9 protein-coding genes are annotated in these 14,806 nt (G+C 66.6%); 7 read left to right on the top strand and 2 right to left on the bottom strand.

All coding sequences use genetic code 11. From position 1 onward, the window contains the following. Window positions 1-864, bottom strand: an 864-nt coding sequence (locus tag ACQY5A_RS04155) for an LLM class F420-dependent oxidoreductase (RefSeq protein WP_428339397.1), incomplete at its 3' end; no start/stop codon positions are given. Between the two features lie 21 nt (window positions 865-885). Then, window positions 886-3,045 (bottom strand): 4-alpha-glucanotransferase, encoded by a 2,160-nt coding sequence (gene malQ / locus ACQY5A_RS04160; RefSeq protein ID WP_428339125.1) that lies wholly within the window; start codon window positions 3,043-3,045, stop codon window positions 886-888. A 303-nt stretch (window positions 3,046-3,348) separates the two neighbouring features. Between malQ and eccB the strand changes: the two genes are divergently transcribed. From eccB to ACQY5A_RS04195, 7 genes are all read left to right on the top strand, one after another. Beyond that, a complete protein-coding gene (gene eccB / locus ACQY5A_RS04165) occupies window positions 3,349-4,863 on the top strand; it encodes a type VII secretion protein EccB (RefSeq protein ID WP_428338427.1) in 1,515 nt (504 codons plus the stop codon). Further along, entirely contained in the window at window positions 4,860-9,035 is a 4,176-nt protein-coding gene (gene eccCa, locus ACQY5A_RS04170; protein WP_428339126.1) for a type VII secretion protein EccCa, read from the top strand. Before eccB ends, eccCa begins: the two co-directional genes overlap by 4 nt. A gap of 201 nt (window positions 9,036-9,236) precedes the next feature. Then, the gene (locus ACQY5A_RS04175; protein WP_428339127.1) at window positions 9,237-9,536 is read left to right on the top strand and encodes a PE family protein; all 300 of its coding nucleotides are present in this window, start codon (window positions 9,237-9,239) and stop codon (window positions 9,534-9,536) included. Between the two features lie 14 nt (window positions 9,537-9,550). Beyond that, window positions 9,551-10,750, top strand: coding sequence for a PPE family protein (locus ACQY5A_RS04180; RefSeq protein ID WP_428339398.1), 1,200 nt, complete (start codon window positions 9,551-9,553; stop codon window positions 10,748-10,750). 379 nt (window positions 10,751-11,129) lie between these two features. Next, a complete protein-coding gene (locus ACQY5A_RS04185) occupies window positions 11,130-12,410 on the top strand; it encodes a PPE family protein (RefSeq protein WP_428339128.1) in 1,281 nt (426 codons plus the stop codon). A gap of 717 nt (window positions 12,411-13,127) precedes the next feature. Then, entirely contained in the window at window positions 13,128-13,427 is a 300-nt protein-coding gene (locus tag ACQY5A_RS04190; protein WP_428338423.1) for a PE family protein, read from the top strand. 15 nt (window positions 13,428-13,442) lie between these two features. Then, complete coding sequence (locus ACQY5A_RS04195; protein WP_428338502.1) at window positions 13,443-14,687, top strand: PPE family protein, SVP subgroup; 1,245 nt, start codon at window positions 13,443-13,445, stop codon at window positions 14,685-14,687. Window positions 14,688-14,806 lie beyond the last annotated feature (119 nt).

Below are 14,806 nucleotides of genomic sequence, written 5' to 3' on the forward strand. Positions count from 1 at the left end.
TCGTTGGGCGCAGGCCGACAGCTCATCCTTGGCCTGATCGAGATCGGCGATCGGCGGCATCGCCAAGGCCACCCGGTCCGCCCCATGGGCGGCGAGCCGCTCTGCCCGTTCGGGATCGATCTTGCTGACCGAATGACCCAGGGTCAGTTCGATATCGGCCGGATCACGTCCCGCAGCCGTCGCCTCGTCGCGCATCACGTTAAGCAGCTCTGCCAGCTGCGCGCCGGCCACGCCCAACGGCTGGAACCCGTCACCGATCCGCCCGGCCCGTCGAGCCGCCGCCTTGCTGTGCCCGCCGATGTGCAGCGGAAGATGCTTTCCCAGAGCAGGTTTGGGGCTGCAGACCATATCGTCGAACTGGAAGAACTCGCCGCGATGGGTGACGCCGTGGAATTGCTGATCCCACAGTGCCCGCAGAACCGTCAACTGTTCGTCAGCGCGGCGGCCCCGGCTGGTGAACTCGGTGCCACAGGCCTCGATTTCTTCTCGCAGCCAGCCGACCCCGATGCACAGCCGTAGCCTGCCGAGCGACAACGCATCCACCGTCGCTGCCCGTTTGGCGAGCACTACCGGATGATGATTGGGCAGCACCAGCACCCCGGTCGCCAACCCGAGCCGTTCGGTGTGAGCGGCCAGAAACGACAGCAGGTCAAGGGGATCGGGCACCGGACAGTCCGACCCCAACTCCACGCGCCCGGAAGGGTCGTAGGGGTAGACACTTTCGTACCGCGTCGCGAGAACGGTGTGCTCGACGGCGACGATCGACTCGAAACCGCAAGACTCGAGGTGCCGCGCGAAGGCCGCCATCCACAGCGGGTCCGCGGTGACGCCGGCGGCAACCGGCGCGACCACGCCGAACTTCAATGACGTCATGGCACGTCGAAGCTAACAGGTGGTCTCGCCGGCACCGCCGGCCGTCTGCGCTCGGAGCGCCTCGGCTAATGCGATCGCCCGGTGATCGGTGAACACATCTTCCAGCGGGATGGGTCGACCGTCGGGTCCACTGAGCGGGACCCGCCAGTTGGGATATTCATCGGTGGTCCCCGGCTGATTTTGGGTGCGCTTGTCGCCAACCGCGTCGGTGAGTGCCAATCCAAGCAGTCGCGACGGTGTGCGGCCCAGGTACTGGTGCAGGGCCAGCACGGTCTGCTCGTTCTCGTCGGAGTCGGCTGCCTCTGACAGCAGGCCGACCCGACGCAACTCGGCCAACCACGAGGCCCGCTCCGCCTCGGCGGCCGCGAATTGCTCGCCGACTGGACGTGTCAACAGTCCAAGCGAATCCCGTAGCCGCACATGCTCATTCGCCAGATACCCGGCGGTCGGGGGCAGGTCGTGGGTGGTCACCGATGACAGGCAGTATTCGCGCCACCGTTCGGCCGGCAGCGGGCCACCGGAACCGTCGCGGTCGAGTTCGAACCACAGAATCGAGGTGCCCAATACTCCACGCGCACGCAGATAGTCGCGGACCCACGGCTCGACCGTGCCGAGATCTTCGCCGACCACCAGTGCCGTCGCGCGATACGCCTCGAGCGCAACGATTCCGATCATCGCCTCATGGCTGTAGCGCACATAGGTGCCCTGGGTCGGCAACTCGCCCTGCGGAATCCACCACAGCCGGAACAAGCCGATGATGTGGTCGATCCGCACGCCGCCGGCGTGCCGCAGAACGCTGCGGATGAGGGCGCGAAACGGCCCGTACTCCAGCTCTTCCAGCCGATCCGGACGCCACGGCGGCTGCGACCAGTCCTGGCCCAACTGATTGAACTCGTCCGGCGGCGCACCCGCCGAAACGCCGGACGCCAGCGCGTCCTGTAGGGCCCAGGAATCGGCTCCATCGGGATGCACGCCGACGGCGAGATCATGCACGATGCCCAACGACATCCCGACCGACACCGCCTGGGTCTGCGCAGCAGCGAGTTGCTCATCGAGCTGCCATTGCAACCAGCAATGGAAATCAACTGCTGCCGAATGCTTTTCGACGAACTTCGGCACGCCGTCGGCGCCGGGATGGCGCACCGATTCGGGCCACTGATGCCAATCGCTGCCGTACTTTTCGGCCAACGCGCACCAGGTGGCGAAGTCATCGAGCGCTGAACCCTCCCGCGCGCGGTAGGCCGCAAACGCCAGGTCGCGACCCGCCGTGCGCGCGACGGCGTAAACCAGCTGCAGCGCTTCCCGTTTGGCCGCCCATGCGCCGTCGCGATCGATCGAGTCCAGCGAGGCCGACCGGTTCTGGACGCTGTCGCGCAGCCGCCGAACCCGGCCGCGTTTGGATAGTTGCGCGTACTCCGGGATGGCCTCTACTCGTAGGTACAACGGGTTGACGAACCGGCGCGACGTCGGCAGATAGGGCGACGGCTCCATCGGCGAGGTCGGCTCCGCCGCGTGCAACGGGTTGACCAGGATGTAGCCCGCTCCGTGCAGCGACGCCGACCAGACCGCGAGGTCGACGAGGTCGGTGAGGTCGCCGACGCCCCAGGACTGCCGCGAGCGGACGCTGTACAGCTGGGTGGCCAACCCCCAGGTTCGCCGGGCGCCGAGGCGTTCGGGCACCCCGAGCCAGGTCGGCGTCACGATCAGCGCGGCGCTGGCTTCGTCACCCCCGGAGCGCAGGTGCACCCGGTGATAGCCCAGCGGCAAATCGTCGGGCAGCACGAAGCTGGCCTCTCCTACTCGGCGTCCGTCCAGGTCGAACGGTGGGGTGAAGTTGTCGACCTGCCGCACTCCGGTGCGGACGGTTCCGTCTTCCAGCTCCACCGACACGTCGGCGGGCTGTCCATGCGTCACATGCACCCAGAACTTCGTCTGCGTGCCGGCTTGACCCACGATGGTCGGCGGCAGCGCGCGCGACCAGTGGGCCTGCTGGTACGCGGCCAGGGCCACATTGCGTTCGGCCTCGTCGGCGGCGGCGACGCCGAGTGCGGCCAAGACGGCCACCAGAGTGGTTTCCGGGACGTTGATCCGGCGACCACTCCAGTCGTCGTACGAGGTGGAGATCCCGAATCGACCCGCGAGTTCGACCAGGGACGTCGCCATGTGGCTCATGCCGTCATCTTGCTTGGCCAGAGGATGTGAATGCGACCCGACTGTCCACTTCGACGTCGTCGTTTCGGCGGGCTCGGTTAACTGGTGGCCGTACGATGCGCAGTGACGATTCTTCGAGTCTCCCCACTATCTAATCGGCAGGTGACAGCACTGTGGCGCAAACCACAGCTGGCGCGGACGTGAACTCCGGCCGTGCTCGAACGTTCGCGTGGCGCGGTCGCGCGGGGTGCCCTACCGTTAGCGCTGTGAATAGTGGGACTACACCGCAGCTTGTCGCTGCGTCTGCCTGGAGTGTGACCAAACATGGCCGGTGACCAGCAGCGGGGTTCGGGCTACGGCCTCGGGCTGTCCACCCGGACCCAGGTAACGGGGTATCAGTTCCTGGCCCGCCGTACCGCGATGGCGTTGACTCGCTGGCGGGTGCGGATGGAGATCGAACCCGGTCGTCGCCAAACGCTGGCCGTGGTGGCTTCGGTCTCCGCCGCCCTGGTGTGCTGCCTCGGCGCGTTGCTCTACTCATTCATCAGCCCATCGGGCCAGCTCAACGAGTCGCCCATCATCGCCGACCGGGATTCCGGCGCGTTGTACGTCAAAGTCGGCGACAAGATCTATCCCGCGCTCAACCTGGCGTCGGCGCGACTGATCGCCGGACGCGCGGATAACCCGCACAAGGTGCGCGGAAGCCAGATCGCCCAGCAGCCGCACGGGCCGCTGGTGGGCATCCCGGGCGCACCCTCGGAGTTTTCCCCGTCCACACCGGCGACGTCGTCGTGGCTGGTGTGCGACTCCGTGACGCCGACGGCCGGCGTGGGCGTGGTCTCGCCGGTAACGGTCACCGTCATCGATGGCACGCCCGACCTCTCCAACCGCCGCCGGGTGCTCAACGGCTCCGACGCCGTGGTGCTCAGATACGAGAAGGACACCTACATAATCCGGCAGAGCCGTCGGTCGCGGATCGATGCGTCGAACCGCGCGGTGTTGCTGCCGCTGGGCTTGACCCCGGAGAACGTGAGCCAGGCGCATCCGATGAGCCGGGCGCTGTACGACTCGTTGCCCGTCGGTCCCGAGCTGACGGTGCCGAGGGTGCCGGACGCCGGCAAGCCCGCCGAGTTCGCTGGTGCACCCGGTCCGGTCGGAACCGTGATCGTGACTCCACAAATCAGCGGGCCGCAACAGTATTCAGTGGTGTTGGGCGACGGTGTGCAGACGGTCAACCCGGTGGTCGCCCAGATTCTGCAGAACGCCGGCACCCCGGCGGGCAACTCACCGGTGGTGGTGGCCCCCGCGTCGCTGGCGAAGATGCCGGTGGTCAATGGCCTGGACCTGTCGGCCTACCCCGACGCGCCGCTGAGCCCGGTGGATCTGAAGGAGAATCCCGCGACGTGCTGGTGGTGGCAGAAGACCGCCGGTGAGGAACGCGCCCGCATTCAGGTGATCTCCGGGCCGACCATCCCGGTTCCCACCGGCTCTGCCGACAAGGTCGTGTCGCTGGTGAAGTCCGACACGTCCGGCCGGGAAGCCGACCACGTCTTTTTCGGCCCTGAGTCCGGCAACTGGGTCGTCGTCACCGGCAACGACCCCGGATCCAGCACCGCCGAATCGCTGTGGTGGCTCACCAGTTCCGGTGCGCGCTTCGGCGTCGAGAACACTCGCGATTCCCGTTCGGCACTGGGGCTGACCACCGAGCCCTCTCCGGCCCCGTGGGTTGCCCTGCGTCTGCTGGCGCCGGGTCCCGCGCTGTCCCGCGCAGATGCGCTGGTGCGTCACGACACCCTTCCGACCGATATGAACCCCGCAGAGTTAGTGGTGCCCAAGTGAAGCAAGGTTTCGCACGCCCGACGCCCGAGCGGGCACCTGCCGTCAGGCCGGAGAACATCGTCCTTCCGACACCGCTGAGTGTCCCGCCGCCCGAAGGCAAGCCGTGGTGGCTGATCGTGGTCGGCGTTTTGGTCGTCGGACTGCTGGTCGGTATGGTCGGCATGACCGTGGCCAACGGCTCGCGGATGTTCCTGGGCGCCGGTTCGATCTTCCCGATCTTCATGATCGGCGGCGTGGCCATGATGATGTTCGGTGGCCGTTTCGGTGGTCAGCAGCAGATGAGCCGGCCGAAGCTGGACGCGATGCGCGCCCAGTTCATGCTGATGCTGGACATGCTGCGGGAGACCGCGAACGAGTCCGCCGACAGCATGGACGCCAACTACCGGTGGTTCCACCCGTCGCCGACGACGCTCGCTGCCGCGGTCGGCTCGCCCCGGATGTGGGAGCGCAAGCCGGACGGCAAGGATCTCAACTTCGGTATCGCCCGTATCGGCGTCGGCATGACCCGCCCCGAGGTGACCTGGGGCGAGCCGCAGAACATGCCGACCGACATCGAGCTCGAGCCGGTAACCGGTAAGGCGCTGCAGGAATTCGGCCGCTACCAGAGCGTCGTCTACAACCTGCCCAAGATGGTGTCGCTGCTCGTCGAGCCGTGGTACGCGCTCATCGGTAACCGCGAGCAGACGCTGGGCATGATGCGGGCCCTCATCTTGCAGCTGGCTTTCTCGCACGGCCCCGACCACCTGCAGATGATCGTGGTCACGTCCGACATGAGTAAGTGGGACTGGGTCAAGTGGCTGCCCCACTTCGGCGACCCGCGGCGCCGCGACGCCGCCGGCAACGCGCGGATGGTCTACGGGTCGGTGCGTGAGTTCGCCGCCGACCAGGCTGAATTGTTCGCTGGCCGTGGATCTTTCACGCCTCGCCACGCAAGCTCGTCGGCCGAGACGCCGACACCACATCACGTGATCATCGCCGACGTCGACGACCCGCAGTGGGAGTACGTCATCAGCGTCGACGGTGTCGACGGTGTGACGTTCTTCGACCTGACCGGTTCTGCGCTGTGGACCGGCAACCCCGAGCGGGTGCTGAAGTTCACCAACGACATCGGCGTGATCGAGGCGTTGCCCCGCGACCGCGACACCTGGATGGTGATCGATGACAACCGGTGGTTCTTCGCTCTCGCCGACGAAGTCACCGAGGTCGAGGCCGAGCAGTTCGCGCAGCGGGTGGCCCGTTGGCGTTTGGCTGAGGCCTACGAGGAGATCGGGCAGCGGGTCGCCCAGATCGGTGCGCGAGACATCCTGTCCTACTACGGAATCGACGATCCTTCGGAGATCGATTTCGAGAGCCTCTGGAGTAGCCGGCGCGACGCGCTGACCAGCCGCTCCCGGCTGCGGATCCCGTTCGGTAACCGCTCCGACAACGGCGAACTGCTGTTCCTGGACATGAAGTCCCTCGACGAAGGCGGCGACGGCCCCCACGGCGTCATGTCGGGAACGACCGGTTCCGGTAAGTCGACCCTGGTGCGTACCGTGCTCGAGTCGCTGATGTTGTCGCATCCGCCGGACGAGCTGCAATTCGTGCTGGCCGACCTCAAGGGTGGTTCGGCGGTCAAGCCGTTCTCCGGTGTGCCGCACGTGTCGCGGATCATCACTGACCTCGAGGAAGACCAGGCGCTCATGGAGCGATTCCTGGACGCGCTGTGGGGTGAGATCGCGCGGCGAAAGACCGTCTGCGACAACGCCGGTGTTGACGACGCCAAGGAATACAACGAGATGCGCTCCCGGATGCGCGCACGGGGTCAGGACATTCCGCCGCTGCCGATGCTGGTGGTCGTCATCGACGAGTTCTACGAGTGGTTCCGCATCATGCCGACCGCGGTCGACGTGCTGGACTCCATCGGCCGGCAGGGTCGTGCCTACTGGATCCACCTGATGATGGCTTCGCAGACTATCGAGAGCCGGGCCGAGAAACTCATGGAGAACATGGGATACCGGCTGGTGCTGAAGGCCCGTACCGCCGGTGCGGCACAGGCCGCCGGTGTGCCCAATGCCGTCAACCTGCCTGCGCAGGCCGGTCTGGGCTACTTCCGGAAGAGCCTCGACGAGATCGTCCGATTCCAGGCTGAGTTCCTGTGGCGTGACTACCGTCGCGGCGTCTCGCTCGACGACACCGGGCCGGCGATGCTGACCCACTCCGTCGATTACATTCGGCCGCAACTGTTTACGACCGGATTCACGCCGATCGAGGTCGCCGTGACCGGGCCGGACGATTTCGACGCCCTGACCAACGGTGACAACGGCGAGGCCTTCACCGGCTTCGCCGACGTGGTGGAGGAAGAAGAGGAAGAACAAGCGATCAGGACGCCGAAGGTCGGCACCGTGATCATCGATCAGCTCCGACGGATCGATTTCCAGCCGTACCGGTTGTGGCAGCCTCCGCTGGAGAAGCCGGTGTCGATCGAGGACCTGGTCAACCGCTTCCTGGATCACCCGTGGCAGGAGCAGTACGGCACGAGAACCGACCTGGTGTTCCCGGTCGGGATCATCGACCGGCCGTTCAAGCACGACCAGCCGCCGTGGACGGTCGACACCTCGGGAGCCGGTTCCAACGTGTTGATTCTGGGTGCCGGTGGATCGGGCAAGACCACCGCACTGCAGACGCTGATCACCTCGGCCGCCCTGACCCACACGCCGGAGCAGGTGCAGTTCTACGTGCTGGCCTACAGCAGCACCGCGCTGACGACGGTGTCCGCTCTGCCGCACGTCGGTGAGGTCGTCGGTCCGACCGACCCGTATGGCGTTCGCCGCACGGTGGCCGAGCTGCTGGCGCTGCTCCGCGAACGCAAGCACACCTTCCTCGAGTTCGACGTGCCGTCGATGGAGGTTTTCCGGCGACGCAAATTCGGTGGGGAAGCGGGCCGCGTACCCAACGACGGCTTCGGCGACGTCTTCTTGGTGATCGACAACTACCGGGCGCTCGCCGAAGAAAACGAAGTGCTGATCGAGCAGATCAACCTGATCATCAACCAGGGTCCGTCGTTCGGCATCCACGTGATGGCCACCGCCGACCGCGAATCGGAATTGCGGCCGCCGGTGCGTAGCGGTTTCGGATCCCGGATCGAGCTGCGCCTGGCCGCGGTCGAAGACGCCAAGCTGGTGCGTTCACGATTCGCCAAGGATGTTCCGGTCAAGCCGGGGCGCGGCATGGTCGCGGTGAACTATGTGCGACTGGACAGCGACCCGCAATCCGGCCTGCACACCTTGGTGGCCAGGCCGGCGTTGGCCGACACCCCGGACAACGTCTTCTCCTCGGACAGCCTGGCGGCGGCGATCAGCCAGATCGCGGTCGGCCACGCACCTCCGGTGCGCCGCCTTCCCGCGAAGTTCGGCCTGGAACAGGTGCGGACGCTGGCGCAGGCAGATCGGCGCCAGAACGTCGGAGCCGGTGGAATTGCGTGGGCCATCAACGAATTGGACCTGCAACCGGTGTACCTCAACTTCGCCGAGAACGCGCACCTGATGGTGACCGGTCGACGCGAATGTGGTCGTACCACCACGCTGGCAACAGTCATGGCCGAAATCGGGCGGGTATACGAGCCGGGAGCGAGCATTGCACAGCCGACCACACGGCCGTCGGCGCAGGTATGGCTCGTCGACCCGCGTCGCCAACTGCTGACCACGCTGGGCACCGACTATGTCGAGAAGTTCGCCTACAACCTCGACGGCGTCTCAGCGATGATGAACGAGCTGGGCCAGGTGCTGACCCAGCGTGAGCCACCGCCGGGCTTGTCGGCCGAAGAGCTGCTGTCCCGTGCTTGGTGGACCGGGCCGGAGATCTTCCTGATCATCGACGACGTTCAGCAACTGCCGCCGGGCTTCGATTCGCCGCTGCAGAAGGCCGCGCCGTGGGTGACCAGGGCTGCCGACGTCGGCCTGCACGTGATCGTCACCCGCACCTTCGGTGGATGGTCTTCGGCGGGCAGCGACCCGATGCTGCGCGCGCTGGCCCAGGCCAACGCACCACTGCTGGTGATGGACGCGGACCCCGACGAGGGCTTCATCCGCGGCAAGATGAAGGGTGGACCGCTGCCCCGCGGTCGTGGTCTGCTGATGGCCGAGGACACCGGCGTATTCGTCCAAGTGGCCGCCACAGAGCTGCGTCGATAGCAGCATCTCGAAAAAGTCTCCCTCCCGATCTGGGCAGGGGGACTTTTTTGTGCCCGGGGGCGGCGCACGTTCGCGGGCCGCTCGAAGGCGCTGCCAGCCGTTTCATAGCGGGCGCATAGCTTCGGCATGCCAGCGGCCCATCTTTCCTAGTTAACGTCTCTAACTAGTGACAGGTGGGTCGGATTGTGAGGGGAGTGCCAAATGTCGTTTGTGAGTGCGCAGCCGGTCGAATTGACCTCGGCCGCAGATAATCTGCAGGTCATCGGTTCAAGTCTGGCGGCGCAGAATGCCGTCGCCGCCGCTCCGATCACGGGCGTGATGCCCGCGGCCGCGGACGAAGTCTCCGCGCTGACCGCTGCCCAGTTCACCACTCATGCCGAGATGTACCAGGCGATCAGCGCGCAAGCCGCGGCCATCCACGACATGTTCGTCAACGCGCTGGGCGTCAGCGCCAGCTCGTACGCGGCCACCGAGGCCGCGAACGCCGTCGCTACCGGTTAAGGCGTTGCACCATGTTGGATTTCGGAGCTTTACCACCAGAGATCAACTCGGCGCGCATGTACGCCGGCCCCGGGCCGGGCTCAATGTTGGCCGCCGCAGCAGCCTGGCAGTCGCTGGCCGACGAGCTGACCTACGCGGCATCCGGGTACGGCTCGGTCGTCTCGACCCTGGCCGGCAGGGCATGGACCGGTACTAGTTCGACGTCGATGGCCGCGGCCGCCGCCCCGTACGTCACGTGGCTCAGCGCTACCGGCGATCAGGCCCAGCAGACGGCCGCACAGGCCACCGCCGCAGCCAGCGCCTACGAAAGTGCCTTTGCCGCAACCGTTCCGCCGCCGATGATCGACGCCAACCGGAGCCTGCTGGCGGCGCTGGTGGCCACGAACGTCCTCGGGCAGAACACCCCGGCGATCGCTGCGACGGAGGCGCTCTACGCGGAGATGTGGGCGCAGGACGCCGCCGCGATGTACGGCTACGCCGGCACCTCGGCAACCGCATCGCAAGTGGACCCGTTCACCGCACCGCCGCAGACCACCAATTCCAGCGCAATGCTGAGCCAGTCGGTCACTGCCGCTCAGTCCGCCGGGACGTCCAGTGGAACCGACCTCGACACGATCATGTCCTCTGGCCCGCAAATGATTTCGGGCATGCCGCAGGCGCTGCAGTCCCTCGCTTCGCCGCAAGCCCTGGACAGCGTCGCCTCGACGACCGGTTCGTCGACGTCCTCGACGTCGGCAAGCTCGCTGCTCAACGAACTCAGCACGCCGATGAAGTTCGCGTCGATGCCGATGAGCATGCTGTCCAGGCTGTTCACGGCGGGCAGCACGGCCACCGCGGCCAAGGCCGCGACGACGGCCGCCAACGAGCTGGGCGCGGCCCACGCGGTCGGGCTCGTGTCGAGTCCCAGCGCGCTCGGTTCGACGGGCATCGGCGCCGGCCTCCCATCGCTCTCGGCGGGCATGGGGCAGGCCACCTCGGTCGGCCCGCTGTCGGTGCCGTCCGCCTGGACCGGTGCGATGCCATCGGCGACCAGCGCCGGAACGGCGATGCACCTCAGCGGCGCCCCGTCCCTCGCGGCCGCGCCGGCAGGTACTCAATCCGCCATGCCGCCGATGATGCCGGTCGCCAACATGGGTGGGCGCGGCGGCGCTGCGACACCGACGCGATTCGAGCTTCGCTCGACTGTGATCCCCTTCACGCCGGCCGCCGGATAGCGGCGCCATTGCGGCCATCCGGTAGCCCGGAACCGAACATTGGCTGAACAACAGTCGATCGCGGATGAACACTGCTTGATCAGGAATGAATAGTCGGCTTCGTCGTCGCGGATCGCCCGCGCGGCCATCTAATGTCTCAGCCAGCGACTGTTCAGTGATGAACATCGACGCTCAATGTTGTTGACGCTGAGGGTTACCGAGGAAAGAAAGCGCATTTCGTCTGTGGCCACACACCGCGTTCCGCACATCGACATCGATCAGGCGGTCATCCACCAGGGCCCGCCGATTGCTGACCAGTTCATGACCGCGCCGCGCACCGCCGCTTCCATGCGGCTGGTGCCAGGCAGACACAATCTTGGCATTTTGACGGAGGTTTCTAGTGCTTGACTTCGCCCTACTGCCGCCGGAGGTCAATTCGGGTCGGATGTACTCGGGCCCCGGACCCGGACCGCTGTTGGCCGCCTCTGAGGCCTGGGACAGCCTGGCTGCTGAGCTGGGCTTCGCGGCCAGCGGTTACGGATCGGCGCTCGCGGAGTTGACGAGCAATGCGTGGGTGGGCCCGACGTCGGTGGCGATGATGTCGGCCGTCACGCCGTACATCAACTGGTTGACCTCAACCGGCGCGCAAGCCGAGGAGACCGCCAACCACGCGCGCGCAGCCGTCGCCGCATACGAGGCGGCGTTCACGATGACGGTGCCGCCGCCGGTGATCGCGGCGAACCGGGCCTTGCTCGCCGCTTTGGTCGCCACCAACTTCTTCGGGCAGAACACCCCCGCGATCATGATCACCGAAGCCCTGTACGCCGAAATGTGGGCGCAGGATGCGGCCGCCATGTACGGCTACGCCGGGGCCACGCAGGTCGCTCTGCAAGTGACGCCGTTCGTGGTGCCTCCAAAGACGACCACCGATGACGGGACGAGTAGCCAGAGCAACGCGGTGGCCAACGCCGCTGCCACTCCGGCCAGCCAAGCCGCGTCAGCGGTCCAGAACGCGGTCGCGGCCGCGCCGTCGACCAGCTCTCAGACGACCGCGGCGGCACCGGCGGCGACCTCCGGTGCGACAACCGCCGCGACGCCGCCCACCTTCACCGGGCCGTTCGCCTGGATCGAGCAGCTGATCTACAACACCTACAACGCGTATCCCACCGGCGGTCTGGGTTTGGGCTTTTCGAACGCCAACCTGAACGCGTTGAGGCAGATCTTCCAGGCCTATTTCGCGGTCGGTCTCGCGAACTTCGGCTTCGGTATCGGCCAGCAGCTGATTACTCCCTCTCAGGCAGCGGCATTGTTCAACCCAGCTGGTGCCGCTGGTGCAGGCTTGATACCGACGCCGGCCCTTGCGCCCATTGGCGGCACTGCGGGCGTCAGCGGCGCACCGTTCACGGCCAGCAGCGTGTCGGCCAGTTTGGGCGATTCCGGCAGTCTCGGACGGCTATCGGTGCCCGCGAGTTGGCAAGGGGCATCGCCCGCGGTGGTCGAAGAGGCCAAGCTGGTCAGCGCCGCGCGCGCTACCGGGCCGGTGTCGAATGGAGTGCTCAACGGTGTTCCGATGTCGCCCAACGCCGGCCTGGGGGCCGGCGCTGGACGCCGCGGCAGCGGGTACATCGTGAAGTACGGAATTAAGCACTCCGTGATGCCCAAGCCACCCGCAGGGGGCTAGCCGCCGACCAATCGGCGGATCGATCACCGCCCTTGTCGCAGCGCGGCGCCAGGGGTACGCTCCGGCGCCCGTTCACCCGGCGAGTGAGCTCACCGATGAGGTGCTCGCCGGCAGTACTGCGTGTGACCGTCCAGCCCCATCCCACGCGCGTGATGGGGACGTCAGCGCGGAAATCCACCGTCCACACCCGATTGGGCGCATCGCGATCACGGGCGTTGGTGCGGATGAGCGCACTGGAGGCGCCGTGCGACCCGCGGCCCTTCTATACGTCAAAAGCATTGTGTTTGAACGTGCTTGACTACCCGGCGTTCGATGTGAGCGTTCCTTGGGCGTCGTGAGGCAGCCAGATCGCAGTGTCTTTGACCGATGTCGGGGGCGGCCGCGACCGGCTCGTCGGGCCGGCGGGTCACGGTGCACCGAAAGTACGTGCGGCGACGGCACGCACGGGCGATCTTCGGCACAGCGACACCGTGGTTCGACGCCAATCGAGGGGCTGCGCTTCCTGAGTTCGAAAGACCGGTCGAGTCACAGCATTACCGCAGGCGGAACGTCTGTCGAATTCAAAATGAACAGCCGATATCGCGGGGTGAATACTCTCCGTCCAGGCGTGAACAGTTAGGTCGGCAGGGGCTTTATCCGAGCGTGACCATCTAACCTTTCAACCGAACGGCCTTGCCCAAGGTCGTAGACGCGCAAGCTTATTGAGGAGGAGACCGGATGTCGTTCGTGACCACCCAGCCGGAAGCATTGTCGGCAGCGGCCACCAGCCTGCAAGGGATCGGCTCGGGTTTGAACGCCCAGAATGCTGCAGCAGTAGCCCCCACGACGGGAGTGGTTCCCGCTGCCGCCGATGAGGTTTCGGCGTTGACGGCAGCCCAGTTCGTCGCGCAGGGCCAGCTCTACCAGGCGGTCAGCGCCCAAGCCGCGGCCATCCACGAAATGTTCGTGAACACGCTGGGCACCAGCGCCGGTTCGTACGCCGCCACCGAGGCCGCCAACGCGGCTGCGGCGGGCTAGGGAGGCTTTTACATGGTGGATTTTGGGGCCTTACCGCCCGAGATCAATTCGGCCCGGATGTACTCGGGTCCGGGTTCGTCGTCGCTGCAGGCTGCCGCGTCGGCGTGGAACGGTCTTGCCGCCGAGTTGCAATCGGCCGCGCAGGGCTACGAGACAACGATCACGCAGCTGTCCAGTGACGAGTGGACCGGGCCGGCGGCGGCGTCGATGGCCAGCGCCGCACAGCCGTACATCTCATGGCTGCAGGAGTCGGCCACCCAGGCCGAGCAGTCCGCGACACAAGCGCAGGCTGCCGCCGCGGCATACGAGCAGGCGTTTGCGGCGACGGTGCCGCCGCCGCTGATCGCTGCCAACCGTGCCGAGACACAGGCGGCGGTGCAGGCCAATGTTTTCGGTCAGTACACGGCACTGATCGCGCAACTCGAGGCCCAGTACGCACAGATGTGGGCTCAAGACACCGGCGCGATGTACGGCTATGCGGGCCAGGCGGCGGCCGCCTCGAAGGTGACCCCGTTTGCCACCCCGGCTGCAACTACCAATCCGGCCGGGACGGCTAACCAAGCCGCCGCGGTCAGTTCGGCAACCGGCACTTCGGCCGCCACGAGCTCTCAGACGTTCCTGCAACAGCTGATCTCGTTGCTCCCGAGCAACATCCAGTCGCTGTTGACGCCGGCTGGCTTCCAGTCGGCGTTCGGGACACCGTCATCGGCCGAGGGCACGCTGTTCGGCTACCTCTTCGGTACGACGGTTCTGCCGACGAACCTGGCGGCGTTGGTCACCGACTACAACCCCTACGCCAGCTTGTTCTACAACACTGAGGGTCTGCCGTACTTCAGCGTTGGTATGGGCAACTTCGGCGTTCAGATCGCGAAGAGCGCGGGCTTGCTGGGCGGTGCCGCTCCTGCGGCTGCCGCCCCGGCACTCCCGGGTTTGGGTGGCCTGGGAGCCGGGCTCGGCGGCGGCGCTGCCGGCGCGGGTGCGGGCGCGCACGCGGTGTCGGCAATTACCGGCGGCGCCAACTCGGTTGGCAAACTCGCGGTTCCGGCGTCGTGGGTCGGTGCGACTCCGCAGGCGGCTCCGCAGGGCGTGCAGATGGTCAGCCACGTGGTCGCTGCGCCGGAGGCCGCGGGCGCCGGAAACGGGAACGGGAACCTGATGGGCGGTATGCCGCTGGCCGGTTCACGAGCCGGTGGCTTCGGCTCGGGCCCACGTTATGGTTTCAAACCCACGGTGATGCCCCGCCCGCCGTCAGCCGGTTAAAGGCCGATTCGCTTCACACCTCTTGGGGTGTCACGTCGTGGCGTGACACCCCAAGAGCGCTGTGCTCGCAAAAGCGAAAGCCGCGGACCCTCGGCTCCAGGGGAGGTGAAGCGCGGATG

Source organism: Mycobacterium sp. (genome assembly GCF_965277065.1).
Taxonomy (GTDB): domain Bacteria; phylum Actinomycetota; class Actinomycetes; order Mycobacteriales; family Mycobacteriaceae; genus Mycobacterium.

Excerpts from the sequence above, each read along its gene's own strand:
- eccB (WP_428338427.1), top strand. The coding sequence starts at position 3,349 with ATGGCCGGTGACCAGCAGCGGGGTTCGGGCTACGGCCTCGGGCTGTCC.
- ACQY5A_RS04190 (WP_428338423.1), top strand. The coding sequence starts at position 13,128 with ATGTCGTTCGTGACCACCCAGCCGGAAGCATTGTCGGCAGCGGCCACC.
- ACQY5A_RS04175 (WP_428339127.1), top strand. The coding sequence starts at position 9,237 with ATGTCGTTTGTGAGTGCGCAGCCGGTCGAATTGACCTCGGCCGCAGAT.
- malQ (WP_428339125.1), bottom strand. The coding sequence starts at position 3,045 with ATGAGCCACATGGCGACGTCCCTGGTCGAACTCGCGGGTCGATTCGGG.